The 26,988-nt window shown below is 33.8% G+C and carries 23 protein-coding genes; 22 read left to right on the top strand and 1 reads right to left on the bottom strand.

The annotated features are described in order from the left end of the window. Positions 1-11 precede the first annotated feature (11 nt). The 4 genes from eno (at position 12) to ctlX (ending at position 4,727) form a co-directional block, all read left to right on the top strand. On the top strand, positions 12-1,304 hold the full coding sequence (gene eno / locus C245_RS0102455) for a phosphopyruvate hydratase (RefSeq protein WP_017495005.1): 1,293 nt from the start codon (positions 12-14) through the stop codon (positions 1,302-1,304). A 157-nt stretch (positions 1,305-1,461) separates the two neighbouring features. Next, entirely contained in the window at positions 1,462-2,739 is a 1,278-nt protein-coding gene (locus C245_RS0102450; protein WP_017495004.1) for a citrate synthase, read from the top strand. Positions 2,740-2,805: 66 nt separating this feature from the next. Continuing rightward, positions 2,806-3,720: a dimethylarginine dimethylaminohydrolase family protein gene (locus tag C245_RS0102445; RefSeq protein ID WP_017495003.1), complete on the top strand. Its 915-nt coding sequence runs from the start codon at positions 2,806-2,808 to the stop codon at positions 3,718-3,720. Between the two features lie 71 nt (positions 3,721-3,791). Then, the gene (gene ctlX / locus C245_RS0102440) at positions 3,792-4,727 is read left to right on the top strand and encodes a citrulline utilization hydrolase CtlX (protein ID WP_017495002.1); all 936 of its coding nucleotides are present in this window, start codon (positions 3,792-3,794) and stop codon (positions 4,725-4,727) included. A gap of 76 nt (positions 4,728-4,803) precedes the next feature. On the opposite strand, the gene C245_RS0102435 is transcribed toward ctlX, so the two are convergent. Then, positions 4,804-5,433 (bottom strand): MarC family protein, encoded by a 630-nt coding sequence (locus tag C245_RS0102435; protein ID WP_017495001.1) that lies wholly within the window; start codon positions 5,431-5,433, stop codon positions 4,804-4,806. Between the two features lie 154 nt (positions 5,434-5,587). On the opposite strand from C245_RS0102435, the gene C245_RS0102430 reads away from it, so the two are divergent. From C245_RS0102430 to C245_RS22615, 18 genes are all read left to right on the top strand, one after another. Beyond that, positions 5,588-5,953 (top strand): CoA-binding protein, encoded by a 366-nt coding sequence (locus tag C245_RS0102430; RefSeq protein WP_017495000.1) that lies wholly within the window; start codon positions 5,588-5,590, stop codon positions 5,951-5,953. A gap of 85 nt (positions 5,954-6,038) precedes the next feature. Beyond that, entirely contained in the window at positions 6,039-6,659 is a 621-nt protein-coding gene (recR, locus tag C245_RS0102425) for a recombination mediator RecR (protein WP_017494999.1), read from the top strand. Between the two features lie 70 nt (positions 6,660-6,729). After that, entirely contained in the window at positions 6,730-7,524 is a 795-nt protein-coding gene (locus tag C245_RS0102420; protein WP_017494998.1) for a polysaccharide biosynthesis/export family protein, read from the top strand. Positions 7,525-7,539: 15 nt separating this feature from the next. After that, a complete protein-coding gene (locus tag C245_RS0102415) occupies positions 7,540-9,981 on the top strand; it encodes a polysaccharide biosynthesis tyrosine autokinase (RefSeq protein WP_017494997.1) in 2,442 nt (813 codons plus the stop codon). Between the two features lie 10 nt (positions 9,982-9,991). Continuing rightward, positions 9,992-10,975, top strand: a complete 984-nt coding sequence (locus C245_RS0102410) for an SDR family oxidoreductase (RefSeq protein ID WP_017494996.1) — start codon at positions 9,992-9,994, stop codon at positions 10,973-10,975. Between the two features lie 28 nt (positions 10,976-11,003). Continuing rightward, positions 11,004-12,395, top strand: a complete 1,392-nt coding sequence (locus C245_RS0102405; RefSeq protein ID WP_017494995.1) for a UDP-glucose 6-dehydrogenase — start codon at positions 11,004-11,006, stop codon at positions 12,393-12,395. 83 nt (positions 12,396-12,478) lie between these two features. Further along, complete coding sequence (locus C245_RS0102400; protein ID WP_017494994.1) at positions 12,479-12,943, top strand: UpxY family transcription antiterminator; 465 nt, start codon at positions 12,479-12,481, stop codon at positions 12,941-12,943. 269 nt (positions 12,944-13,212) lie between these two features. Next, complete coding sequence (locus C245_RS0102395; RefSeq protein WP_017494993.1) at positions 13,213-14,526, top strand: nucleotide sugar dehydrogenase; 1,314 nt, start codon at positions 13,213-13,215, stop codon at positions 14,524-14,526. A gap of 29 nt (positions 14,527-14,555) precedes the next feature. Continuing rightward, on the top strand, positions 14,556-15,563 hold the full coding sequence (locus C245_RS0102390) for a mannose-1-phosphate guanylyltransferase (RefSeq protein WP_017494992.1): 1,008 nt from the start codon (positions 14,556-14,558) through the stop codon (positions 15,561-15,563). A 12-nt stretch (positions 15,564-15,575) separates the two neighbouring features. After that, on the top strand, positions 15,576-16,622 hold the full coding sequence (gene rfbB / locus C245_RS0102385) for a dTDP-glucose 4,6-dehydratase (RefSeq protein WP_017494991.1): 1,047 nt from the start codon (positions 15,576-15,578) through the stop codon (positions 16,620-16,622). A 49-nt stretch (positions 16,623-16,671) separates the two neighbouring features. Beyond that, positions 16,672-19,191 carry an SLBB domain-containing protein gene (locus tag C245_RS0102380; RefSeq protein ID WP_017494990.1) on the top strand — a complete coding sequence of 840 codons (2,520 nt, stop codon included), beginning with the start codon at positions 16,672-16,674 and terminating at the stop codon, positions 19,189-19,191. Between the two features lie 11 nt (positions 19,192-19,202). Next, the gene (locus C245_RS0102375) at positions 19,203-20,267 is read left to right on the top strand and encodes a Wzz/FepE/Etk N-terminal domain-containing protein (protein ID WP_017494989.1); all 1,065 of its coding nucleotides are present in this window, start codon (positions 19,203-19,205) and stop codon (positions 20,265-20,267) included. After that, positions 20,267-21,235 (top strand): SDR family oxidoreductase, encoded by a 969-nt coding sequence (locus tag C245_RS0102370; RefSeq protein ID WP_017494988.1) that lies wholly within the window; start codon positions 20,267-20,269, stop codon positions 21,233-21,235. Before C245_RS0102375 ends, C245_RS0102370 begins: the two co-directional genes overlap by 1 nt. Before the next feature lie 39 nt (positions 21,236-21,274). Then, positions 21,275-22,552: a nucleotide sugar dehydrogenase gene (locus C245_RS0102365; protein WP_017494987.1), complete on the top strand. Its 1,278-nt coding sequence runs from the start codon at positions 21,275-21,277 to the stop codon at positions 22,550-22,552. 9 nt (positions 22,553-22,561) lie between these two features. Beyond that, positions 22,562-24,001, top strand: a complete 1,440-nt coding sequence (locus C245_RS0102360) for a lipopolysaccharide biosynthesis protein (RefSeq protein ID WP_017494986.1) — start codon at positions 22,562-22,564, stop codon at positions 23,999-24,001. Further along, positions 23,998-25,080 (top strand): DegT/DnrJ/EryC1/StrS aminotransferase family protein, encoded by a 1,083-nt coding sequence (locus tag C245_RS0102355; protein WP_017494985.1) that lies wholly within the window; start codon positions 23,998-24,000, stop codon positions 25,078-25,080. The genes C245_RS0102360 and C245_RS0102355 overlap by 4 nt, the downstream gene beginning before the upstream one ends. A 382-nt stretch (positions 25,081-25,462) precedes the next feature. Then, positions 25,463-26,098, top strand: coding sequence for an acetyltransferase (locus C245_RS0102350; RefSeq protein ID WP_017494984.1), 636 nt, complete (start codon positions 25,463-25,465; stop codon positions 26,096-26,098). Position 26,099: 1 nt separating this feature from the next. After that, a complete protein-coding gene (locus C245_RS22615; RefSeq protein WP_017494983.1) occupies positions 26,100-26,978 on the top strand; it encodes a glycosyltransferase family 2 protein in 879 nt (292 codons plus the stop codon). The last annotated feature ends 10 nt before the right edge of the window (positions 26,979-26,988 follow it).

Genomic DNA, 26,988 nt, shown 5'->3' with positions numbered 1-26,988 from the left:
AAATAAAAATAATGAGTATTATAATTAAAGTTCACGCTAGACAAATTCTTGATTCCAGAGGTAATCCTACTATTGAAGTTGATGTAGTAACTGAAAATGGTGTTTTAGGTAGAGCAGCTGTTCCATCTGGAGCATCAACGGGAGAGCATGAAGCTGTTGAATTACGTGACGGAGGTAAAGCTTATCTTGGAAAAGGAGTTTTAAATGCAGTGAACAATGTAAATACTGTTATTGCTGAAGAATTAGTTGGTACTTCTGTTTTCGAACAAAATACAATCGACCAGTTAATGATTGACTTGGATGGTACTCCAAACAAATCTAAATTAGGAGCTAATGCTATTTTAGGAGTTTCGTTGGCTGCTGCAAAAGCTGCTGCTAATGAATTAGGGTTGCCGTTATACAGATATGTTGGTGGAGTTTCTGCTAACACTTTGCCAGTACCAATGATGAACATCATCAACGGAGGTTCTCACTCTGATGCACCTATCGCATTTCAGGAGTTTATGATTTTCCCTGTAAAAGCGACTTCTTTTACACATGCTATGCAAATGGGAACTGAAATCTTCCATAGCTTAAAAAAAGTATTACACGACAGAGGTTTAAGTACAGCTGTAGGTGATGAAGGAGGTTTTGCGCCAAACTTGGCCGGAGGTACTGAAGATGCTTTGGATACTATCAAATTGGCAGTTGAAAAGGCTGGATATTCTTTCGGTGACGAAATTATGATTGCACTTGACTGTGCTGCTTCTGAGTTTTATGTAAACGGAAAATACGATTACACTAAATTTGAAGGAGAAACCGGAAAAATCAGAACTTCAGAAGAGCAAGCTGATTATTTAGCTGAATTGGCTGCTAAATATCCAATTATCTCTATCGAAGACGGTATGTATGAAGACGACTGGAATGGATGGAAATACTTAACGGATAAAATTGGAGATAAAGTTCAGTTAGTAGGTGACGATTTGTTCGTAACTAATGTAGCTCGTTTGTCTACAGGAATTGAAAAAGGGATCGCTAATTCAATTTTAGTAAAAGTAAACCAAATTGGTACTTTGACAGAAACTATTGCTGCTGTGAACATGGCTAAAAATGCAGGATATACTTCAGTAATGTCTCACCGTTCAGGAGAAACAGAAGATAATACAATTGCTGACCTAGCGGTTGCTTTAAACTGTGGACAGATTAAAACAGGTTCAGCTTCACGTTCTGATCGTATGGCAAAATACAATCAATTGTTAAGAATCGAAGAAGAATTAGGAAGTACAGCTTATTTTCCTGGCTTAAATGCTTTTAAAATTAAATAATTGTAAGAGTTATATATATTCAATTTAAACCATCTGCTGCGGCAGATGGTTTTTTTTGGAGTTTTAACAAATTCATAGCAGGATTCTTTTTTTAATTAGTCTTAAATTCATTAGATTTGATAAATTATTATTTTATAAGATTTATTTCCGATATATTATGTCAAAAATAGCTACATTAGAAGTAGATGGTCAAAAAATTGAACTTCCGGTAATCACGGGGAGTGAAAATGAATCAGCTATCGATATTAACAAATTACGTGATTTAACTGGTATTATTACTTTAGACCCGGGATACAAAAACTCTGGTTCTTGTAAGAGTGAAATCACCTTCTTAGATGGAGAATTAGGGATTTTACGTTACAGAGGATATTCAATTGAAGATTTGGCTGAAAAAGCAAGTTTCTTAGAAGTATCTTACCTTTTAATTTTTGGGGAATTACCGACTGCTAAGGAATTAGAGCAATTTGAAAATGGTATTAAAAAGCATACTTTGGTAAACGAAGAAATGAAAAATATCATTGACGGTTTTCCAAAAACGGCTCACCCAATGGGCGTTTTGTCTGCTTTGACTAGCGCTTTAACGGCATTCAACCCAAAAGCAGTAAATGTTGAAAATGAAAAAGAGATGTACGAGGCCATTTGTAAAACAATGGGTAAATTTCTTGTAATTGCAACATGGACTTATAGAAAATCTATGGGGTACCCGTTGAATTATTACGACAATACAACTGGTTATGTAGAGAATTTTATGCAGTTAATGTTTAAACTGCCTACAGGACCATACTCTGCAAATCCAATTGTGATTGATGCATTAGACAAATTATTTATTCTTCATGCTGATCACGAACAGAATTGTTCTACTTCAACAGTAAGAATGGTAGGTTCTTCTCATGCTGGTTTATTTGCTTCTATTTCTGCAGGTGTTTCTGCGCTTTGGGGACCTTTACATGGTGGTGCAAATCAGGCAGTACTTGAAATGTTAGAGGAAATCAACAAAGATGGTGGAGATACGGATAAATTCTTAGCAAAAGCAAAAGACAAAAATGATCCATTCCGTTTAATGGGATTTGGTCATAGAGTTTACAAAAGCTTCGATCCTAGAGCGAAAATCATCAAAAAAGCGGCTAAAGAAGTATTAGATACATTAGGTGTAGAAGATCCTATTTTAGAAATCGCTAAAAAATTAGAGTCAGCAGCTCTTGAAGACGAATACTTCAAATCAAGAAATTTATATCCTAATGTTGATTTCTACTCTGGAATTATCTACAGAGCATTAGGAATACCAACAGATATGTTTACTGTAATGTTTGCTATTGGAAGACTACCAGGCTGGATTGCGCAATGGAAAGAAATGCGTGAGAACAAAGAGCCAATTGGCCGTCCAAGACAAGTTTATACTGGACATCCATTGAGAGACTTTAAGTCAAACAAATAAAAAAAAATTAAAGCTTCACTTAACCTGTGAAGCTTTTTTTATCTTTGCCCAAAATACAATATAGTTATGTTGCAATTAAATATAAAGAACGAAACGTCAAGACTGCGGGCAGTAGTTTTGGGTTCTGCAGTTCATAATGGGCCAACTCCATCTTTAGAGGAAGCTTATGATCCTAAATCATTGGAACATATTAAAGCCGGGACTTATCCAATCGAAAAAGATATGATTGTCGAAATGGATGCTTTTAATGCTGTTTTTCAAAAATATGATGTAAAAGTATATCGTCCGGAAATGATTGAGAGTTACAATCAGATTTTTGCCCGTGATATAGGATTTGTGATAGATGATACTTTCGTGAAATCTAATATTCTGCCAGACAGAGAGCGTGAGTTGGATGCAATTCAATACGTAATCGACCAGATGAATCCGTTAAAAGTAATTCGCCCACCGGAAGAAGTTCATATTGAAGGTGGAGATGTGATGTTGTGGAATGATCATGTGTTTATTGGAACTTATAAAGGAAGTGATTACAAAGATTACATTACGGCAAGAACTAATATGCATGGTGTTGAATATTTAAGGAAAATGTTTCCAAATAAAATTGTAAAAGAATTTGATTTGGTGAAATCTAAATTAGAAGCTCGCGACAATGCCTTACACCTTGATTGCTGTTTTCAGCCGGTTGGAAAAGATAAAGGAATTATCTACAAGAGAGGTTTCCGTGAAGAAGCAGATTATTTGTATTTGGTGAACCTTTTTGGAAAAGAAAATTTGTTTCATATCGAAAGAGACGAAATGTATAATATGTTTTCAAACGTATTTTCGATCGACGATAATGTAGTAGTTTCCGAAAAGAATTTTACCCGTCTGAACAATTGGCTGCGTGCTAATGGTTTTATTGTAGAGGAAATTCCATACGCAGAAATTGCAAAGCAGGAGGGATTGTTGAGATGTTCCACTTTACCACTAATAAGAGACTAAAAGAGTTTTAAGTTTCAGGTTTCACGTTCGTTAACATGAAACCTGAAACTTGAAACAAAAAAACATATAAAATGAAACAAACTACAAATGCAATCGTAATGATTCGGCCAGTAGCTTTCAGAATGAATGAGCAAACGGCAGTAAATAATTATTACCAAAAAGTATTAGACGGACTTTTACCAAGTACGGTAAATGCAAAAGCACAACAGGAGTTCGATACTTTTGTTGAAAAACTCAGAGCGGTTGGAGTTGATGTCACCGTTATTGAAGATACTTTAGAAACTGATACCCCGGATAGTATTTTTCCAAATAACTGGATTTCATTTCATGAAAATGGAGATGTGGCACTATATCCGATGTTTGCGGAGAATCGTCGTCAGGAGCGCCGTGAAGATATTTTAGATGTGCTTGAAGAGAAAGGCTTTGAAATCTCAAATATAGTTGACTATACATCGGCAGAAGAAGATGGTTACTTTTTAGAAGGAACCGGAAGTTTGCTTTTGGATAGAGCAAATGCAAAAGCGTATTGCGCTTTGTCTCCTCGTGCAGATGAAGAGCTGTTTATCGAATTCTGTGAAGATTTTGATTATGCTCCGGTTATTTTTGAGGCTTTTCAAACGGTTGACGGAGAACGTAAATTGATTTATCATACGAATGTAATGATGTGTTTGGGTGAAACATTCGCTGTTATCTGTGCAGATAGTATCGATGATAAAAAAGAACGTAAAATGGTTCTTGAAAATCTAAAAGCGGATAAAAAGGAAGTTATTCTAATTACCGAAGCACAGGTAAATAATTTTGCCGGAAATATGCTGGAAGTTAGAGGTACAAATGATAAGAGGTATATTGTAATGAGTGCATCGGCACATCAGAGTTTGACTCCGAAACAAATTGCACAATTAGAAAATCATGCGGAAATTTTAAGTTCCAGCTTGGATACTATTGAAGCTTGCGGGGGTGGAAGTGCCCGCTGTATGATGGCTGAAGTGTTTTTACCAAGAAGTTAATAGAACGGTTAAGTATAAAAAAGGGGATAAAATGTATATTTTATCCCCTTTTTTATTAGATGTATGTTGATAGTGTTTACATCAAGTTTCCTTTAATAATATTGATGATGGAGCTAACGATATATTGAATTCCAATAGAAATTACGATAAAACCGACAATTCTGGAAATAGCTACAATTCCTGAAGCACCAAGTATGCGCGCTAAATAATGAGCACTTTTAAGGATTGCAAAAATTGTAAATGCAATTGCCAGGATAGCTGAACATGAAATTATAATTTCGTTTATTCCGTGGTGTTCCTGATAAAAAGCAATTAATAGAGACATTGATCCTGGTCCTGCAAGCATTGGTATTGCCAGAGGTGTTAAAGCGATGTCGTTTCTTTGTTGTGCGTCCGTTTCGATTTTTTTATTGATTCCTCGTTTTTTATTGAATTTTCCCGAAAGTAAAGAAAAACCGGAATTTACAATTACGATTCCGCCCGCAATTCTTAAAGCATCAATGCTTATTCCGAAAAAAGTCAAAACATATTGACCGATAAAATAGGAGACCAATAAAATGATTCCAACATTAATAGCAGTCCAAAGTGAAATTCGGGAACGTTCTTTTTGAGAATCGTGTTGTGTTAGTCCAACAAAAATAGGCACGGTGCCGATAGGGTTTAATACTGAAAACAGTGCGGCAAATAAATAAATGAATAAATCCATAGAGTTTAGGTTAGTGCCGTAAAAATAGACATTTTTTAAAACTTCGGACTAAGATCATGTAAGGATATTGTTTTTTTTATTGCTTTTAATTCTAAAAAGATAACCTAAAATAAGCTCATTCTTTTTGATTACTTTTGCAGTATATTTAAAAATAATGAGAAATAAGAAAACCCTTGTTCTTGGTGCTACTACAAAACCGGAACGTTACGCTTTTAAAGCTATAAATATGCTGGTTGAAAAAGGACATACTGTATTGGCAATCGGTCAGAACAGAGGCGAAGTTGCCGGCGTGAAGATTCATACAAAAACAATTCCGGTAAAAAATATTGATACTGTTACGTTGTATTTAAATCCTGCCCGTCAGCGAGAATATTACAATTATATTATAGAAGCGCAGCCTAAAAGAGTTGTTTTTAATCCAGGAGCAGAGAATCCGGAGTTTTGTCAATTGTTAGAATTAAACAATATCAAGGCAGAAGTGGCCTGTACTTTAGTTTTATTGGCTACAAATCAGTATTAAGTTTTTTGTTTTTGACCTCAGAACATTGAGGAATTCATTTTTAATCGGATCAGAAAAGAAACATTAATGTATTACTTTTGTCGTCATGGAGTTTTCATCAAAATTAATAGAAAAAGCAGTAAGTGAAATGTCGCAGTTGCCCGGAATTGGTAAACGCACGGCGTTGCGATTAGTGCTGCATTTGTTAAAACAGCCTAAAGAACAAACCAGTTTTTTATCGCAGGCTCTATTGAATATGCGTGAGAACATTAAATTTTGCCAAAATTGTCACAACATCTCAGATACCAAAGTCTGCGAAATTTGTGCTAATTCATCAAGAAACCATCAAACGATTTGTGTTGTCGAGGATATTCGTGACGTTATGGCGATTGAAAACACAGGTCAGTATAAAGGAATTTATCATGTACTGGGAGGAAAAATTTCTCCAATTGAAGGAGTTGGCCCCAGTCAGTTGAATATTTCAAGTCTGGTCGAAAAAGTAAAGGCAGGAAAGGTGGTAGAAATTATTTTTGCACTCAGTTCTACAATGGAAGGGGATACCACTAATTTTTACATCTATAAACAAATTGCCGAATCGGAAATCATAATTTCTACCATTGCAAGAGGAATTTCGGTAGGAGATGAATTGGAATATGCAGATGAAATTACCCTTGGGAGAAGTATTTTGCATAGGGTTCCATTCGAAAAAACTTTCAAAAACAATTAAATAAACCCAAATAACACTTAGATTTTCTGAAGATTAAAGGAAAGTCTATATTTGCGATAAAATTTCACTAATGACAAAAAAAGGCTTTTATATACTGTTATTAATTAGCATACTATTTACTTCTTGTATTCCCGTAAAAGATCTGGTTTATTTACAAGATAAAAATAATTCGGGAGAACAGAATAATATTACTGCTGTGGAATCTAAGCCTTACAGATTGCAGGTAAATGATGTTTTAAGTATTGACATAAAAGCAATTGACCCAAAGTTGGTTTCCATTTTTAATACTACAGAAACTGCTTCTTCGGGAGCTGGAAAATCAGAGTCAGGATTGTATTTTAATGGATTTACAGTTGACGATCATGGTAATATCAGAATGCCAATCTTAGGAGAAATCAATGTTATCGGATATACTCTTGAAGAAGTGCGTGTTCGAATCGAAAAGAAGTTACTTGAAGAGTATTTTAAAAGTGAGGCTAATATTTTTGTTACTGTGAAATTAGCTGGTTTTAGATATACTATAAATGGAGAAGTAGGAAGTACAGGTACAAAAACGCTGTTTCAGGAACATGTAAATATTATGGAAGCTATCGCAAATGCCGGAGATATCACAGTTACGGGTAATAGGAAATCGGTAACCGTAATTCGTCAGACACCGACTGGTGTACAAATGCAGGATATCGATTTGACGGATATTAATGTGATGAAATCGCCTTATTATTATTTGCAGCCTAACGATTATATTTATGTAAAACCGGTCAAACAAAAATCATGGGGGACTGGAAAGACTGGTATAGAATCTATTACAACAATTATTACCGTTTTGTCATTGGCTACAACGGTATATTTGTTGCTTAAAAACTAAAATTAAATTCAAAAGATGTTAGATATAAAAGATTTTTCCATTTTTGAAAATCATTCAAATTTTGATTTTAAAGGATTTCTACTGAAAATTGCCAGCTACTGGAAACTCTTTGCGGTTAGTTTGATAATTGCTTTTGCTATTGCTTACCAGGTAAATATTCGTAAAGAAAAAATTTACGGTATGCAGACTATGGTTTCGATTAAGGAAGAACGAAACCCGTTTTTTACTTCTAATACAAGTCTGGTTTTTAATTGGGGAGGGGTTTCGGATCAGGTCAATGGAATTTCAACCGTTATACAATCAAGATCACACAACGAGTTAGTTGTGGATAAATTGGAGTTTTATATTGATTATCTTGTTCAGGGAAAATATAATTTGATTGATTCTTATGGAGCAGTTCCATTTTACGTAAAAATCAACAAAACAAAAGGACAGCTTGCCAATACATTAATAGGTATTAAGTTTTTAAGTCCAACTGAATATGAAATTCGAATTCCATTTGAAGGTAATTCTGCTTCATTAATTACGTATTCCAATAACAGTTATAGCAATACAACCGTTCAGCCTAAAGAGTATGTAAGAAGGTGTAAGGCTGGAGAACAAGTCACGCTTCCTTTTTTAAATTGGAATTTACAGATAAATGATAATCCGGGATTTTATACTGGAAATGAGTATTTTGTTAGATTTAATGATTTTGACGGAACCGTATCGCGTTATAGAGGTGTGAGTGTTAACGCTGATGAAAAAGGAGGATCAATATTGACTCTAGGAATGCAAGGTACCAATAAAGCCAGGATGGTTGATTATTTGAATGCAACGGTAAAAATGTTAATCAAAATTCAGCTGGACGGGAAAAATCAGTTTGCGACAAATACCATCCGATTTATCGATAGTACTCTTATTGCTATGGAAATGCAATTGAAGCAAACAGGTAATGAGTTGAAAACTTTTAGGAAGGATAAAAATATATATGAAATTGAAGCCGGTGGAGCTAAAGTTTCAGATAAAATAATGGATTTTGATGTTGAAAAAGATCAGGTCACAAGAAAAATTGCCTATTACAATTCTTTAAAATCGTATTTAAACAATAGTACAGATTATTCAAGATTACCGGCTCCTACAGTAGCAGGTATTGAAGATCCAAACGTTATTTTGCATGTTTCAAAACTTATTGCGCTTTCGGCACAAAGATCGGAAATGGCTTATGCAGTAAAAAGTGACAAGATGTTTAAAGATTTTGACAATCAAATGCAAGCTGTAAAAAGTGTTTTGTTAGAAAATATAACTTCTGCAAAAGCTTTATTGTTGACTGATTTGGCTATGGTAAATGCTAAAATTGGTCAGGCGGAAAGTACTGTCAAAAAACTTCCGGAAGAACAACAGGAGCTGTTAAAAATTCAGAGAAAATATGACTTAAGTGATAATATTTATACTGAATTTTTGAAAAAAAGAAACGAAGCTGAAATTGTAAAAGCATCGAACTTATCCGATATTCATTTTATTGATCCTGCAAAAGATATCGGAGGCGGATTAATTGGTCCGAAAACTTCAGTGAATTATGTACTGGCCTTATTTATGGGGATATTAATTCCGTTGTTGTTCGTTTTTGGAATTTTCTTTGTCAATAACTCGATTCAGAATACCGAAGATATTAGTAAATTGACACAAATACCGTTAATTGGTATCATTGGAGTAAATAAAGATTCGTTGAGTTTGGCGGTATTTGATAAGCCAAAATCGGCATTATCAGAAGCATTTAGAGCTATTCGTTCCTCTTTGCAGTTTTTATATAAGAAACAGCAGGTGAGCGGTTCGAAAACTCTAATGATTACGTCGTCAATAAGTGGTGAAGGAAAGACATTTTGTTCCATAAATATTGCTACGGTATTCGCTTTAAGCGAAAAGAAAACGGTAATTCTTGGTTTGGATTTAAGAAAACCGAGATTGGCAGATGAGTTCAATTTGAAAAATCAAACAGGTGTTGTTAATTACCTCATAAAGCAAAATAGTTTAGAAGAAATTACACACCGTACAGAAGTTCCAAATCTGGATGTTATACTTTCGGGGCCAATTCCACCAAATCCTTCAGAGCTAATTTTGAGTGATGCGATGAGAGAGATGATCTTAGAGTTGAAGCAAAAATACGATTATATTATTTTGGATACACCTCCGGTTGGGTTGGTTTCGGATGCGTTAGAACTTGCACAATTTGCAGATGTAACTCTTTATATAGTAAGGCAAAATTATACCAAAAAGGATATGATTACATTGCTAAACACCAGAGTTAAAAGAGGGGAGCTGAATAATGCCAGCATTGTATTAAATGGTTATGAGAATAAGGCAAAATATGGAGCCGCTTATGGATACGGTTACGGAGCTTATGCAAACGGTTATCATGATGAAGAGGAAAAACTTAGTGTTTGGAAGGTGATTTTGAGTAAATTCAATAAAAAATAATTGGTAGCAAATGAGTACATCAAAACAACATACAATTTTGATTACAGGTGGAGCGGGATTTATCGGATCAAATTTATCAGAGTATTTTTTAGAACTTGGTTATAAAGTGGTTTGTCTGGATAATTTTTCGACAGGCCATCGTCATAATTTAAAGGATTTCATTTCAAATCCTGATTTTAGATTAATTGAAGGAGATATTCGAAATTTTGCCGATTGCATTTCAGCTGTTGAAGGTGCTGATTATGTTTTGCATCAGGCCGCTTTAGGTTCTGTTCCGAGATCAATTAATGATCCTATTACGACAAACGATGTGAATGTTTCCGGTTTTTTAAATATGCTGACCGCTTCTCGTGATGCGAAAGTTAAAAGGTTTATTTATGCAGCGAGTTCATCAACTTATGGGGATTCTCAGGGATTGCCGAAAGTTGAGGATGTAATAGGAAAGCCTTTGTCTCCATATGCCATTACAAAATATGTAAACGAACTCTATGCTGAGATTTTTAGTAAAACTTATGGATTAGAGACTATCGGATTGCGATATTTTAATGTTTTTGGCAGAAAGCAGGATCCTAATGGAGCTTATGCAGCTGTAGTTCCAAAATTTGTTATGCAGTTAATGAAATATGAAAGTCCTGTAATTAATGGGGATGGAAATTATTCTCGAGATTTTACTTATATAGACAATGTAATTCAGATGAATGAATTGGCAATGACGAGTGAAAATCCGGAAGCCATAAACACAGTTTATAATACCGCTTTTGGCGATCGAAATACTTTAAATGATTTAGTAGGTTATTTAAAGGAATACTTAGGAGCATTTGATTCTAAAATTTCTGATGTGGAGATAGTTTATGGGGCAAATCGTGCAGGAGATATTCCACATTCATTAGCAAGTATTGATAAAGCAAGAAAAATGCTGGGATATGATCCTAAATATTCTTTACAGGAAGGATTAAAGGAAGCGGTGAGCTGGTATTGGAAAAATTTGAAATAAAATAAAGATCAAGATAATAGTATAGTAAATGAAAATTACAAAAATTTGTTGCATTGGTGCTGGTTATGTTGGAGGTCCAACGATGGCGGTAATTGCTCAAAAATGCCCACATATTCAAGTGACTGTTGTCGATTTGAACGAACAAAGAATTGCAGACTGGAATGATCCAAATACGGATAATATTCCGATTTATGAGCCTGGGCTTTCAGAAATAGTAGCGGAGGCCAGAGGAAGGAATTTGTTTTTTTCGACAGAAGTTGAAAAAGCAATTGATGAGGCTCAGGTGATTTTTATTTCAGTAAATACACCAACCAAGACTTATGGTAAGGGAAAGGGAATGGCGGCTGATTTAAAATACATTGAATTATGTGCCCGACAAATTGCAAAAGTTGCCAAGGAAAACAAAATTGTTGTTGAGAAGTCAACTTTACCTGTACGCACAGCGGAAGCTATTAAAAGCATTTTGGATAATACAGGGAATGGAGTTCAGTTTCAAATTTTATCAAATCCGGAATTCCTGGCAGAAGGGACTGCGGTTACTGATTTGTTGAATCCGGATCGAATTTTAATTGGTGGAGATACAACACCGGAAGGTGAGGAAGCAATTAGCGCATTGGTTGATGTTTACGCAAACTGGGTAGACAAAGAAAAGATTTTGACTACGAACGTTTGGTCGTCGGAATTGTCTAAGTTAACGGCAAATGCATTTTTGGCACAACGAATTTCTTCTATAAATGCAATGTCTGAATTGTGTGAAAAAACAGGTGCTGATGTTAATGAAGTTGCCCGTGCCATTGGAATGGATAGCAGAATTGGACCAAAGTTCTTAAAGGCATCAGTTGGTTTTGGAGGTTCTTGCTTTCAAAAAGACATTCTTAATTTAGTGTATATTGCAAAATCTTACGGATTAAATGAAGTAGCAGATTATTGGGAACAAGTAATTATAATGAATGATCATCAGAAGAAAAGATTCTCAAGTAAGATTGTTCAGACTTTATACAATACTGTCGCCGATAAGAAAATTACATTTTTAGGTTGGGCTTTCAAAAAAGACACCAATGATACAAGAGAATCTGCGGCAATCTATGTAGCAGATGATTTGATTAATGAACAGGCAAAAATTTCTGTTTATGACCCGAAAGTTTCAAAGACTAAGATATTAAATGATTTAAATTATTTAGAAACGAGGTCAGCGGAAGAGAACAATATAGCAGTTTCAACGTTTGCTAACGCTTACGACGCATGTAAAGGTGCTCATGCAATTGCTATTTTAACAGAATGGGACGAGTTTACAATGTACGATTGGCAAAAGATATACGATTCTATGCATAAGCCAGCTTTTCTTTTCGATGGCAGAAATATCTTAGATGCAAAAAAACTAGAATCAATTGGTTTTATTTATAATGGGATTGGTTCCTAATTGAAAAAGATATTGAAGTGAAATTCAATCTAAAATCAGGAAGAGGGGGGTGTTGGAGATTTTATTCATTGTAAAGGAAAATTATGAATTGGTATGTTGTTTATACAAAACCGAAATGGGAGAAGAAAGTTGCGGATAGACTGATCCAAATGGGTATTGAATGTTATTGTCCATTAATTACGCAAGTGAAAGAATGGTCAGATAGAAAGAAGAAAGTTGAAGTCCCCCTTTTTAATTCTTACGTATTTGTTCAGTTGAAAGATATTGATCGAAATTCAGTTTTCCAGATAGCCGGGGTAGTTCGTTATTTGTTTTGGTTAGGGAAACCGGCCATAGTTCGCGATGAAGAAATTAATAGTATAAAAGCAAGTCTGAAAGCTCCAAATATAAGCGATATATCAGTGACTTCAATTCAGGCTGGAGATCGAATTAAAATAGAAGCTGGCGTTTTTAGTAATCAGGAAGCGATAGTTCAGGAAGTTTCAAATACACATTATATATTGGTTTTAGAATCTTTGGGATGTGTGCTTAAAATAAAATACAAATAAAATAGTTATAGTTTAACTATTTCAGTTAAAACAGAGGGTAAAATTCTTTAATTTGAGATTTTATTTCTCTGTTTTTTTTGCAATGTAATTTTTTGCATGCTGATTGATAGAGGATTGTTGGATTAAGTTTTTTTTAATAGTCCGTTTTTTTGGGCATTACGGGAAAGCGTATTGATTAACTTGAGTTAATATACTATATTTGCCCAAAATAAATGTAGGGTGTCTGGGGCAAAAAAATGTGACTCAGAAGGGCGGAGCCGTGAATTGAAATGACTGAAGTGGATAAAAAAGAATACAAATTGGATGAAAACATAAAGATAGCCGTTATTGGCTTAGGTTATGTTGGTTTGCCTTTGGCCAGATTATTTGCTACAAAATATGCCGTTGTAGGTTTTGATATCAATGAAGGGCGAGTTGCTTCTCTAAAATCTGGTACTGATACTACGTTGGAGATAGATGACGAAACTTTACAGAAGGTTTTGGTTGATAATTCTGATGACAAACAAGGATTGTACTGCACAACTTCTATAGAAGATATCGCAGATTGTAATTATTTTGTGATAACAGTTCCTACTCCGGTAGATAAAAATAATCGTCCTGATTTGACTCCGTTATATAAATCTAGCGTAACAGTTGGTAAAGTATTAAAAAGGGGAGATATTGTTATTTATGAATCGACTGTGTATCCCGGTGTAACGGAGGAAGAGTGTGTGCCTGTTTTAGAAAAGGTTTCTGGTTTAAAATTTAATGAAGGCTTTTTTGCAGGATACTCGCCTGAAAGAATAAACCCTGGTGATAAGGAACATACTGTTGAGAAAATTCTAAAGGTAACCTCAGGGTCTACTACGGAGATTGGTCAAAAAGTAGATGCTCTTTACAAATCTGTAATTACTGCCGGAACCCATTTGGCACCTTCAATAAAAGTTGCAGAGGCAGCTAAAGTGATCGAGAATTCACAGCGAGATATTAATATTGCCTTTGTAAACGAGTTAGCCAAGATATTCAATCTTATGGATATTGACACTCAGGAAGTATTGGCAGCAGCTTCTACAAAATGGAACTTTTTACCCTTCAAACCTGGATTGGTTGGAGGACATTGCATTGGTGTAGACCCTTACTATCTGGCACAGAGAGCTCAAGAATTTGGATATCATCCTGAAATAATTTTGGCAGGACGACGTTTAAATGACAGTATGGGGGAATATGTGGCCGCCCAGGTGGTAAAACTGATGATAAAAAAAGGAATTTCTGTTAATGGAGCTAATCTGTTAATGCTTGGAATTACTTTCAAAGAAAATTGTCCGGATGTTAGAAATACAAAGATTGTTGATGTAATCAAAGCGTTAAAAGAATACGGGATAACAGTCACATTATATGATCCTTTAGCCAGTATAGAGGAAGTTAAAAAAGAATACAAATTACAAACTATTAATTCTGTACCAAAAGAAAAATTTGATGCAGTTGTACTTGGAGTAGCACATGCTGAATTTTTAAAACTGGATTTTTCAGAGTTGCAGAAAGAAAATAGTTTATTATACGATGTAAAAGGAGTCTTAGGTACTTTAGCTGATAACAGGCTATAGTAAAAAAGGCTTTTTTTATTTTAAAGAAAATGGAAGTAAACAATTCAATCATACATGTTATTTTGACCGGAGGAATTGGCAGCAGACTTTGGCCATTATCCAGAAAAAGTCAACCAAAGCAATATTTGGAGATGTTTGAAGGAAAGTCTTTATTTGAATTGACAGTTGATCGCAATAATCATTTAGCTGATAAAGTAATGGTTGTTGGCAATGTAGACAATCATTCTCTTAGTGCCAAAGTAATGGATAAGTCAAAAAGAGAGTATGTAAATATTGTTGAAGCGACTCCTCGAAATACTGCTGCGGCAATTGCATTTGCTGCATTTGCTTGTGATCCTGATGATATTTTAATTGTTACCCCATCTGATCATATTATTGAAAAGATGGAAGATTACAATAAGGCTATAGATGAAGCTATTGTAAAGGCTAAAGAAGGGTGTATCGTAACTTTTGGGATTATTCCAACTAAACCGGAAACGGGATACGGTTACATTGAATCAAAAGGTGATAAAGTAGTTTCATTTCGTGAAAAACCAAACGAAACAACCGCTAAAAATTTCATCGCAAGAGGTAATTTTCTGTGGAATAGTGGTATGTTTTGTTTTAAAGCTGGAGTTCTTTTAGAGGAATTGAAACAATTTCAACCGGACGTTTTTGAGAAATCTAAAGCCGTTTGGGAAGCTAATAAAGAGGGTTTTTTAGATTTAGATTTGTCTTTAGAAATCCCATCCATAAGTATCGATTATGCTGTTATGGAACGCAGTAAGAAAATAAAAGTAGTTCCTGCAGCATTTTCATGGTCGGACTTAGGTTCGTTTGAATCCGTTTATGACTATTTAGTGTCAAGAGGACATTCTATCGATGATAATGGGAACATGATTATTGGTACCGAAAAATATACCGCATTTTTAGGATTAAAAAATACCATTTTTGTCTATACAGATACTGCAAATTTAATTCTGCAAAAAGAGAATTCGCAAGACGTAAAAGATTTATATGGTGAGCTGGAAAGGCAAAATTCAGAATTATTAAATTAATCAGAAACTAAAATGAAAAAGATTCTTGTAACTGGCGGTGCCGGTTTTATTGGTTCACACGTAGTAAGACGTTTTGTAAATAAATATCCGGAGTATCAAATCTTTAACCTTGATGCATTGACTTATGCTGGAAATCTTGAAAACATTAAAGATATTGAGGATAAGTCTAATTATACTTTTGTAAAAGGAGATATTGTGGATGAAACTTTTATAAATGAACTTTTTTCAGAACATAATTTTGACGGTGTTTTACATTTAGCTGCAGAATCTCATGTCGATCGTTCTATTGAGGATCCCTTAGCTTTCGTTAAAACGAATGTGATTGGAACAATGAATTTATTAAATGCGGCGAAGAATCAATGGAAAGGGAATTTCGATGGGAAACGTTTTTATCACATCAGCACTGACGAGGTGTACGGCTCACTTGGAGCTGAGGGACTTTTTACAGAAACCACTTCTTACGATCCTAATTCTCCTTATTCAGCTTCTAAGGCAAGTTCAGATCACTTTGTAAGAGCTTATGGTGAGACTTATGGTTTGCCTTATGTGTTGACAAATTGTTCTAATAATTATGGATCTTATCATTTTCCTGAAAAATTAATTCCTCTTTTTATAAATAATATTATCAATAATAGAGCTTTACCAGTATATGGTGATGGTAACTATACACGTGATTGGTTATTTGTTGAAGATCATGCTATTGCGATAGACTTGGTTTTTCACGAAGGTAAAAATCATGAAACGTATAATATTGGAGGCTTTAATGAATGGAAGAATATAGATTTGGTTAAACTATTATGCCAGATTATGGATCAGAAACTAAATAGACCAGAAGGAACTTCACAAGGATTAATTACTTATGTGAAAGACAGACCGGGACATGATTTGCGTTATGCCATTGATGCTTCAAAAATTAATAAAGAGTTGGGATGGAAACCTTCAGTTACTTTTGAAGAAGGTTTAGAAAAAACGATTAATTGGTATCTGAATAATGAAGAGTGGTTACAGAATGTGACTTCTGGTTCTTATAAAGATTATTATCACAAACAATACTCATAAAATAAACATTTCGTTTCAACCAAACTTAAGGTTAAATTTTAACTCAAATATGAAAAAGATACTATACGTTCTTGCTTTGTTTTTTATTTTGCTAGCATCTTTTAACGTAAATGCTCAGGATATAATAAAGTCGAAGGATTTAAGCACTGTAAAAGTCGATTATTTATCGGATGACGAAATCGGTAAGATTGTTGCTCAGTTAAAAAGCAATAATGCTAATATTAACGATGTTCAGTCTATGGCTTTGTCAAAAGGAATGACCCAAAGTGAGTTCGATAAATTAAGAACACGAGTAACAGAGTACGAGAAAAAAAACGGCAAAGATAAAGATAAGAACTCAAAAGATAAGGATAAAAAGAAAGATGATAAGTCAAAAGAATTTGATAAAGATTCTGAGTTTGGAAGAAAACAGGAGAAGATTAAAAATGAAAAAATTAAAGATTCATTAAACGCTTTGATTTTTGGATCCGAATTGTTTGATAACCCTACTTTAAATTTTGAGCCGGATTTGAAAATGGCGACACCGGTAAACTATATCTTAGGGCCAGGTGATAAGTTAGAAATTAGTATATATGGTATTCAACAGTTTGACGATACGGTACCGGTTAATTTTGAAGGTAAAATTTCAATTCAAAATGTTGGACAAATAGCAGTATCAGGAATGTCAATCGAAGCTGCTTCACAAAGAATAAAAGCTGCGATCGCAAGAGTTTATAGTACGGTTAGATCCGGACAATCTCAGGTTAGTGTTAGTTTGGGTGATATTAGAACAATTAAAGTAACAATTGTTGGAGGGAAGCAACCGGGTAATTATTCTATTTCTTCTCTTGCCTCTGTTTATAATGCACTTCATTTAGCAGGAGGTCCAGGTAAGAATGGCAGTTATAGAAATATAGAATTGATTCGAAATAACAGAGTTTACAAGAATGTTGATATTTACAAGTTTCTGGTAAAAGGTGATCAGTCAGATAACGTTAGTTTAAAGGATAATGATGTTATTAGAATTCCTGCTTATACTCAAAGAGTGACAGTTGAGGGAGAGGTGAAACGACCAGGGATTTTTGAGATGAAAAAAGGAGAAAAGTTTTCTGATCTTTTAAATTTTGCCTCAGGATTCAATGAGTTTGCTTATACAGCTTCAGTAAATGTACTTCAGAAAACAGGAAAGGAATTTAAAGTTCATGATATCAACGAAAGTGAATATGGTTCCTATGTTCCGCAATCAGGAGATGTGTTCAAGGTGACAAAGATTTTGAACCGATTCGAAAATCGTATTAAAATTGAAGGAGCTGTTTTTAGACCAGATTATTACTCTTACAGTGAAGGAATGAGAGTCTCAGATCTTATTACCAGAGCTGAAGGACTTAAGGAAGATGCTTATACCAAAAGAGCACGAATTATCCGTTTGAAGACCGATTTAACAACTGAAATCGTTAATGTAGATTTAAGTGCTGCTTTATCCGGAGATTTAAATGCTGATCTTGAACTTAAAAGAGAAGATATTGTAACAGTGTATTCTATTTTAGAGTTTAGAGAGGAGTATAAAGTAACAATTGACGGAGAAGTTAAAAATCCGGGTGAGTATGAGTATTTTGAAAATTTAACCTTGAACGATTTGGTAGTTCAGGTTGGTGGTTTGACAGGTTCAGCATCAAAAAGAGTGGAAATAGCCAGAATGGTGAAATCTGATGTAATCGATGATGCTGATCCAAAAAAAATTGAATTAGTTGAGCTTGAAATTACCGCTGATAACAACGAACAGATTAAAAACTTTGTGTTAAAGCCTTTTGATGTGATCAATATAAGAAGAATGGCAGTTTACGAAAAGCCTGAAATGGTTAAGGTAAGTGGAGCTGTTACCTATCCAGGTAAATATGTTCTAGCCAATAAAAAAGAAACTGTTTATAACGTTGTAATGAGAGCAGGAGGCTTAACATCTATTGCGAATCTCGATGGTATGAAAATAAAAAGGCCAATAAAGCAAGAGCAAATTGAACAATTAGAAACTGTAAATCTTAATTTGGATAAAAAACTGACCGCAGAAGAAGAAGCGATGAAATCAAAACAGGAAGGCCTAAATTTAAAAGAAAAAGATACACTTAGTTCTAAATTATCTAAAAAACTTAGAGACGAATTAAAATTCGCGACTATTCCCGTAAATTGGGAAAAGATTGTAAAAGATAAAAATCATTATTCAAATGTAACATTGTTTCCAGGAGATGAGATAGAAGTTGCTGTTTATAATGAAGGTGTTAAAGTGACCGGAAATGTATTATTGACTTCTGAAATTCCATATAGAAGTGGAAAAGGATTTAAGTATTATATAAATTCTGTAGGAGGTGTCGATAGTAAAGGATGGAAGAGAAAGGCTTATATCATTTATCCAAACGGTAAGGCATCCGTGACGACATCATTTTTGTTTTTCAGATCATATCCAAGAGTTGAGCCTGATTCGCAAATTGTAGTCCCTGAAAAACCTCAGACCAAGAAAATGACAGCAGGAGAGTGGGTTGGTATCGGAAGTGTGATTTCTAGTCTAGCGTTATTGATTGTTACTGCTTTCAAGTAAATTATTTTTTGATGGAAAAGAAAACTATAGAAAACGATGAAATTTCGTTAAAGGAGCTGTTAGAAAAAGTGAAAGTATGGAGGTATTATTTACTTTCTGAATGGAAAATAATTGTGTTAGCGGGAATAATAGGGGCTGTTTTGGGATTGACATATTCGTTCATAAAAAAACCTGTTTATACAGCTACACTAACTTTTGCACTCGAGGATGAAAAAGGCGGCGGCGGTTTAGGTAGTGCTTTAGGTTTAGCTAGTTCTTTAGGTTTGGATTTAGGTGGCTCAGGAGGAGGGGTTTTTACTGGTCCTAATTTAACTGAATTATTTAAGTCACGCTCAATGGTTGAAAAGACTTTGTTAACTCCAGCAAGCGTTAATGGAAAGGAGATATCTTTAGCTGAAATGTACATCCAGATTAATGATTGGAGAGCAGGTTGGAATAAGGATCCTAAGTTTAAAAAAATTCAGTTTTTGCCAGAAAGTAACCGCAAATATTTTACTCGTGTACATGATAGTATTTTAGGAATTATTTATAAGAATTTATCTGTAGGTGGATTGGTTGTTGTGCAAAAGGATAAAAAAGTGTCAATTATCAATATTGATGTTAAATCAACTAATGAATTGTTCGCAAAATATTTTTGTGAGGCTCTTGCTAAACAAGTTTCAGATTTTTATGTAGGGACTAAAAGTAAAAAAGCGAGAATTAATATGGCAATTTTAGAACGGCAAGTAGATTCTATCAGAGGGCAATTAAATGGTGCAATTACTAGTGTCGCAGCAGCAAACGATGCTACTTTTAATTTGAATCCAGCACTTAATGTAAAAAGAACGCCTTCTGCAAGACGACAGATAGATGTTCAAGCTAACACTGCTATATTGACAGAACTTGTAAAACAAAGTGAATTAGCAAAAGTAACTTTACGTAAAGAAACTCCCTTGATACAGGTTATAGATAGACCAATTTTACCATTGGCTAAAGAACGCTTTGGTAAGGCAAAAGGAATTTTACTGGGAGGTTTTTTGGGAGGTTTTTTGATTATAGCTTATTTAATATTTAAGAGAATAGTAAAATTTATTTAATGAAAATTTTAATTACAGGAGGAGCTGGTTTTATTGGGGCAAATTTAAGTGAGTATTTTTTAGATAAAGGATATAAAGTTGTCTGTCTTGATAACTTCTCTACAGGACACAGATATAATTTATCAGATTGTTTAAGTAATCCTAATTTTACTTTAATAGAAGGTGATATTCGAAATTTAGCAGATTGTAAAAGAGCAGTTGAGAATGTTGATTATGTTTTGCATCAAGCTGCATTGGGCTCTGTGCCAAGATCGATAAATGATCCTGTCACAACAAATGATGTTAATGTTTCTGGTTTTTTAAATATGCTTACTGCTTCACGTGATGCTAAGGTAAAGCGTTTCGTATATGCTGCAAGTTCATCAACTTATGGTGATTCTATAGGATTGCCTAAAATTGAGGAGGTAATAGGTAAGCCACTTTCACCTTATGCTATAACTAAATATGTTAATGAATTATATGCGGAGATTTTTAGTAAAACATATGGAATAGAGACAATTGGTCTGAGATATTTTAATGTATTTGGTAGAAAGCAAGATCCAAACGGGGCATATGCAGCTGTTATTCCAAAGTTTGTTATGCAATTTATGAATTATGAAAGTCCGGTTATTAATGGAGACGGAAATTATTCAAGAGATTTTACATATATAGATAATGTCATACAGATGAATGAGCTGGCTATGACAACTAAGAATCCTGAAGCGATTAATACAGTTTATAATACCGCTTTTGGTGATAGAACTACATTAACAGAATTAGTAGGGATGCTGAAAGATAACTTGGTAAAGTTAGATCCAAAAATAATGGATGTAGAAGTTCTATATGGGGCTAATAGGACGGGTGATATCCCTCACTCTTTAGCTAGTATTGCTAAGGCAGAACGGTTATTAGGATATAGGCCTGAGTATTCAATTCAAAGAGGGATTAAAGAGGCTGTTAATTGGTATTATAAGAGTTTAAAGTTATAATGAGTAGTATAATTATAATCGCGTAGAAAATATTTAGAAATGAAAAAAATTGCCATTATTGGTTTAGGTTACGTAGGACTCCCATTAGCAAGATTATTTGCAACAAAATACCCTGTTATTGGGTTTGATATAAATATAGATAGAATAGCTTCTTTGAATGAAGGACATGATAAAACTTTTGAAGTTGATGACGATGTTTTAAAAGCTGTTTTAGTTGAAGAATCTTCTAATAAAAAAGGATTGTTTTGTACCAATGATTTAGAATTTTTAAAAGAATCTAATGTTTTCATTATTACAGTTCCAACACCAGTTGATAAGAACAATCGTCCAGATTTAACTCCACTTTATAAAGCGAGTGAGACTGTAGGAAAGGTTTTGAAAAAAGGTGATATAGTCATATATGAATCTACTGTATATCCAGGTGTTACAGAGAACGAATGTGTACCTGTGTTAGAGAAAATATCAGGACTAAAATTTAATATTGACTTTTTTGCAGGGTATTCCCCAGAGAGAATTAACCCGGGAGATAAGGAACATACTGTTGAGAAAATCTTAAAAGTTACTGCAGGATCTACACCAGAAGTAGGTATTGTTATTGATGATTTATATAAAAGTATTATTGTTGCGGGGACCCATTTAGCACCTTCGATTAAGGTAGCTGAAGCTGCTAAAGTAATTGAAAATTCTCAGCGTGACATTAATATTGCTTTCGTAAATGAATTAGCAAAGATTTTCAATTTAATGAACATAGATACTCATGCTGTTTTAGAGGCAGCAGGTACTAAATGGAATTTTTTACCGTTTAAGCCTGGATTGGTGGGTGGTCATTGTATTGGTGTTGATCCATATTATTTAGCACAAAGAGCTCAAGAATTTGGATATCATCCGGAAATAATTCTTGCAGGAAGAAGACTAAACGATAGTATGGGAGAGTATGTTGCTTCTCAGGTCGTAAAGTTGATGATAAAAAAAGGGATTGCAATTAATGGAGCAAGTGTTTTAATGCTTGGAATGACATTTAAGGAGAATTGTCCAGACGTACGAAACACTAAAATAGTGGATGTAATTAACGCATTATCCGATTATGGAATTAAAGTAGTTACCTTTGATCCTTTGGCAAATCCAAAAGAGGTTGAAGAGGAATATGGATTGTTTACGACTTCAAAATTGCCGGATGCGAGATTTGATGCTGTGATTTTAGGAGTTGCACATAGAGAATTTTTTAAAATTGATTTTAACTCTGTTCAAAAATCAAATAGTGTACTGTATGATGTGAAAGGATGTTTGGAAAGTAGTATAATCGATGGCCGCCTGTAATTTTACTTTATGTCTTTAAAAAAAGCCGCTTTATACGGAATGTTTTGGTCGGCAATACAACAGTTTAGTACGCAGGGAATCAGTTTTGTTGTATCAATCATTTTAGCCAGATTACTTTCTCCGTCTGAATTTGGATTAATAGGTATGATTACGGTTTTAATGAGTATTGGAACTGTACTTATGGAAGGCGGATTAAGTCAGTCTCTGATAAGAACTAACAATCCGACAAAGGAAGATTACACAACAGTTTTTTATTTTAATTTAATTGGTAGTTGTGTTATTTATCTAATAATTTTTTTATTATCAGGTTCTATTGCCGAGTTTTATAATCAACCCTTATTGAAATCTGTCATTAATTGGTATGGTCTGATTTTTATAATCAATGCTTTTTCGAGTGTGCAATACACTAAACTATCCAAACAGATGGAGTTTAGGAAAGAACTTTTAGTTGTTATTCCATCTCTTATTTTAAGTAGTATTGTTGGAATCGCAATGGCCTATATGGGTTACGGAATATGGAGTTTGATAGTGAGTGCTTTAGTTCAATCTATTTTGGCATCAATTCAGTTATGGATACGATCAGATTGGAAACCATCGTGGAGTTTTAATAAAGAAAAATTTAATTACCATTTTCATTATGGTTATAAATTGACTTTATCAGGAGTATTAGATGCTATTTTTGTAAATGCTTATGCAATAATAATAGGGAGGTTTTTTGCTCCAGCCCAGGTTGGTTTTTATAATAGGGCAGATACTTTAAAACAACTACCAGTTAGTAATATCTCGGTGGTGTTAAATAAAGTTACTTTTCCATTATTTGCACAGGTGTATAATGATGATGAAAGATTGAAAGATATCTATAAACGTATTATGCAAATGGTACTATTTTTAATAGCCCCGACTTTGTTGTTTATGTCTGCTTTGGGAGAACCATTGTTTCGTTTGCTTTTTACGGCCAAATGGCTACCAGCTGTTCCCTATTTTCAAATATTGTGCTGGAACGGGATACTTTATCCTATTCATGCATATAATCTAAACATTTTAAAGGTAAAAGGCCGAAGTGATCTTTTTTTGAAACTGGAAGTAATAAAGAAATTGATGATTACAATAGTAATTATAGCTACGATTCAGTTTGGAGTGCAAGGCTTGTTATATGGAAGTATAGTAACATCAGTCTTGGCTTTTTTTATAAATACTTACTACACGGGTATTTTTCTTAAGTATACATCGACAAATCAATTATTAGATCTATTACCTATAGTGTTTTTGGCTACAATAAATGGAGTATTGGTTTACTGTCTGGATTCTGTTCTTAAAGATTATTTGAACTATGATATACTAAGGCTTATTATTGGAAGTGTTATGGGGACATTATTGTATTTGGTAATGGCCTACATATTCAAGATAGATTCATTAAACGAGTTGATTAAAATTATAAAAAAACAATGATACCAGTTACAAAACCATTTTTACCTCCGCAAGAAGAATATCAAGGATTGGTTGACGGAATTTGGAAGCGGCAGTGGCTTACCAATATGGGACCATTGGCAAGTGAATTAGAGATGAATCTTAAGGAGCATCTTAAAGTAAATCACCTGTTATTTGTTACTAATGGTACAGTAGCTTTGCAAATGGCAATTAAAGCGTTGGAAATAACAGGAGAGATAATTACGACACCATTTTCATTTGTGGCAACAACTTCATGTATTGTATGGGAAGGCTGTACACCAGTTTTTGTAGATATAGATGAAAAAAGTTTAAATATTAATCCTTCAGATATCGAGGCTGCAATTACGGATAAAACACAAGCCATATTAGCAACTCACGTATATGGTAATCCCTGTGATGTGGTAGCAATTGATAAAATTGCAAAAAAGCATAATTTAAAAGTGATTTATGATGGAGCTCATGCTTTTGGAGTGGAGGTAAATGGAAAATCCATATTTGAATATGGTGATATTTCTACTTGTTCTTTGCATGCAACAAAACTGTATCATTCGATCGAAGGAGGGTTGATTATTACAAAATCGGCTGATTTGCTAAAAAAAATGGCCTACATTAGAAATTTTGGAATCTCTGGATTTGATAGTTTTGCTGAATTGGGAATTAATGGTAAAAATTCTGAATTCCATGCAGCTATGGGCCTGGTAAATTTGAATCATGTAGATAAGATACATAATCAAAGAAAAAAAATAACTAATAGATATAATGATAAATTGCTAACATTGAATGCACGTCGTCCAATTTGGCATCAGGAAGCAACCGAAAATTATTCATACTATCCTTTGATAATTGATAATGAAGAGTTGTTGTTAAAAATAAAAGCCGTTTTAGATGGTAATGAAATTTTTACTCGTCGTTATTTTTATCCTTCGTTAGCAAATTCATTGCCTTATTTGAAATCAGAAGATTTCGCAATTACTGATGCAATTTCTAGACGTGTTTTATGTTTGCCTTTATATCATGATCTGACTTTGGAAGAAGTAGATTTGATTTGCAGATTAATCTTGAGAATTCAGAATAACTAAAATAAAAGACAAAAGTAATAGATTAGATGTGGGAGTTTCAGTTTTTCGGAATATGTAAAAGACTTTCTAATGATAATTGTATCAGTTTGTTTTAACAATCCAAAATTGTAGAGAGTTACTAATCAGTGTGAGAGTAATTTTTACTTTGAAAATTGCTTGTTTAAAAATTTGTTGAAGTCATTTTGAGAGCGCTAAATTTGATGATAATTTAATCATTAGTTTTCTTCAAATATTTTTTTCTTTTTAATATAGTTTCTTCAATATTTGTAATTGTATAGAATAAAGTTGCAGATAGGGAAAATTGGGAATAATCTAAAAGATAGTAACTATTAGATTTTAGTATTGAGTATTCCTGTATGTCTTGTAATCTAAGGATAAAATCATGAAAAATTTAATAATAATAGGAGCAAGGGGGTATGGCCGCGAAGTATATGGCCTCGCCAAACATTGTGCAGGATATAATACTGATTACGTTATAAAAGGTTTTTTAGATGATAAATCAGATGCACTTATGGGGTTTGATGATTATCCGGAGGTTATTTCATCTGTGGAGGCTTATGTGATTCAGGACGAGGATGTATTTATTTGTGCTTTGGGTAGCGTACAATGGAAAAAATGGTACGTAGAGATGATTTTGTTAAAAGGAGGCAAGTTTATCAATTTAATTCATCCAACAGTTATTTACGATCCAGGTTTAAAGCTAGGCAATGGAGTAATCATTTTTATGTACTCGAATATTAGTAATGATTGTGAAATTGATGATTTTGTAACAATTCAAGGGTTTGTGACAATAGGTCATGATTCTAAAATCGGGAAGTGGTGTCATATTAACGCCTATAGTTTTATGGGAGGATATGCCGCATTGGGAGAGGAAGTTTGTCTGAACACACGAGCTACAATATTACCCAATATTATGGTTAATAGAGGAGCGACTGTTGGTGCTTGTAGTTTAGTTGTAAGAAATGTAAAGGAAAATACTACAGTTTTTGGTGTTCCTGCAATAAAATTAAAGATTTAAAATGAGAGAATTGGAAAGCCCTATGGTTTCGGTTAATATGATTACTTATGGGCATGAAAATTATATAAAAGAAGCCATCGAAGGGGTATTGATGCAGGAAACTGATTTTGAGTTTGATTTAATTATTGCCGAAGATTGCTCACCTGACAATACCGGAGAAATTATAGAAAAAATAATTAAGAATCATCCGAGAGGTTATAGAATTAAGTATTTTAGACATGATATAAATGTTGGAATGCAGGCAAATAGTATTTTTGGATTTGAGAAATGTCAGGGGAAATATATTGCTATTTGTGAAGGAGATGACTACTGGGTAGATTCTTTAAAATTGCAAAAGCAAGTTGATTTTTTGGAAGCTAATCCAGAGTTTAATTTTTCGATGGGACGTGTAGATGTGTTAATACAGGAGAGTGGTGAGATAAAGAAAAAGATTGAGTATGTAAACCCTAATATTAAAACGGTTTACGGGCTAAAAGATTACATTAAAAATCCCTTTTCACAAACATCTTCTTTTGTGTTTAGAAATTCCAATGAACCCCTCCCGGACTGGTTTGGTAGGGTGCATGCAGGAGATCAATCATTAGTTGTCCTAAAGACAGGGATAAATGGTAGAATAAAATATCATAGTGATTTGTTTTCAATTTATCGGTTGAATACTACTAGTGTTACATTTACTTCTAAGTACAATGTTTATGAGAAATTTGAAGAAACTTTAAGATATTGGCAGTCTTTTCTTGGGAGTGATTACGGTTTTGTTTTAAAAGTGTTAGAATTTAAAAATAATCAATATATTAAGTTTAGCAAAAGTAAATCACGTATTTATCGAGGTTTTTTAGTCTATAAAATAGAATTAATTAATGTTTTTTCAAAATTTATTTAAGCTAAGATTT

It is taken from the genome of Flavobacterium sp. WG21 (assembly GCF_000335775.1).
GTDB classification, from domain to species: domain Bacteria; phylum Bacteroidota; class Bacteroidia; order Flavobacteriales; family Flavobacteriaceae; genus Flavobacterium; species Flavobacterium tructae.
This window is presented reverse-complemented; position numbering and strand designations above follow the sequence as displayed.

Excerpts from the sequence above, each read along its gene's own strand:
- eno (WP_017495005.1), top strand. The coding sequence starts at position 12 with ATGAGTATTATAATTAAAGTTCACGCTAGACAAATTCTTGATTCCAGA.
- C245_RS0102450 (WP_017495004.1), top strand. The coding sequence starts at position 1,462 with ATGTCAAAAATAGCTACATTAGAAGTAGATGGTCAAAAAATTGAACTT.
- C245_RS0102445 (WP_017495003.1), top strand. The coding sequence starts at position 2,806 with ATGTTGCAATTAAATATAAAGAACGAAACGTCAAGACTGCGGGCAGTA.
- ctlX (WP_017495002.1), top strand. The coding sequence starts at position 3,792 with ATGAAACAAACTACAAATGCAATCGTAATGATTCGGCCAGTAGCTTTC.
- C245_RS0102435 (WP_017495001.1), bottom strand. The coding sequence starts at position 5,433 with ATGGATTTATTCATTTATTTATTTGCCGCACTGTTTTCAGTATTAAAC.
- C245_RS0102430 (WP_017495000.1), top strand. The coding sequence starts at position 5,588 with ATGAGAAATAAGAAAACCCTTGTTCTTGGTGCTACTACAAAACCGGAA.
- recR (WP_017494999.1), top strand. The coding sequence starts at position 6,039 with ATGGAGTTTTCATCAAAATTAATAGAAAAAGCAGTAAGTGAAATGTCG.
- C245_RS0102420 (WP_017494998.1), top strand. The coding sequence starts at position 6,730 with ATGACAAAAAAAGGCTTTTATATACTGTTATTAATTAGCATACTATTT.
- C245_RS0102415 (WP_017494997.1), top strand. The coding sequence starts at position 7,540 with ATGTTAGATATAAAAGATTTTTCCATTTTTGAAAATCATTCAAATTTT.
- C245_RS0102410 (WP_017494996.1), top strand. The coding sequence starts at position 9,992 with ATGAGTACATCAAAACAACATACAATTTTGATTACAGGTGGAGCGGGA.
- C245_RS0102405 (WP_017494995.1), top strand. The coding sequence starts at position 11,004 with ATGAAAATTACAAAAATTTGTTGCATTGGTGCTGGTTATGTTGGAGGT.
- C245_RS0102400 (WP_017494994.1), top strand. The coding sequence starts at position 12,479 with ATGAATTGGTATGTTGTTTATACAAAACCGAAATGGGAGAAGAAAGTT.
- C245_RS0102395 (WP_017494993.1), top strand. The coding sequence starts at position 13,213 with ATGACTGAAGTGGATAAAAAAGAATACAAATTGGATGAAAACATAAAG.
- C245_RS0102390 (WP_017494992.1), top strand. The coding sequence starts at position 14,556 with ATGGAAGTAAACAATTCAATCATACATGTTATTTTGACCGGAGGAATT.
- rfbB (WP_017494991.1), top strand. The coding sequence starts at position 15,576 with ATGAAAAAGATTCTTGTAACTGGCGGTGCCGGTTTTATTGGTTCACAC.
- C245_RS0102380 (WP_017494990.1), top strand. The coding sequence starts at position 16,672 with ATGAAAAAGATACTATACGTTCTTGCTTTGTTTTTTATTTTGCTAGCA.
- C245_RS0102375 (WP_017494989.1), top strand. The coding sequence starts at position 19,203 with ATGGAAAAGAAAACTATAGAAAACGATGAAATTTCGTTAAAGGAGCTG.
- C245_RS0102370 (WP_017494988.1), top strand. The coding sequence starts at position 20,267 with ATGAAAATTTTAATTACAGGAGGAGCTGGTTTTATTGGGGCAAATTTA.
- C245_RS0102365 (WP_017494987.1), top strand. The coding sequence starts at position 21,275 with ATGAAAAAAATTGCCATTATTGGTTTAGGTTACGTAGGACTCCCATTA.
- C245_RS0102360 (WP_017494986.1), top strand. The coding sequence starts at position 22,562 with ATGTCTTTAAAAAAAGCCGCTTTATACGGAATGTTTTGGTCGGCAATA.
- C245_RS0102355 (WP_017494985.1), top strand. The coding sequence starts at position 23,998 with ATGATACCAGTTACAAAACCATTTTTACCTCCGCAAGAAGAATATCAA.
- C245_RS0102350 (WP_017494984.1), top strand. The coding sequence starts at position 25,463 with ATGAAAAATTTAATAATAATAGGAGCAAGGGGGTATGGCCGCGAAGTA.
- C245_RS22615 (WP_017494983.1), top strand. The coding sequence starts at position 26,100 with ATGAGAGAATTGGAAAGCCCTATGGTTTCGGTTAATATGATTACTTAT.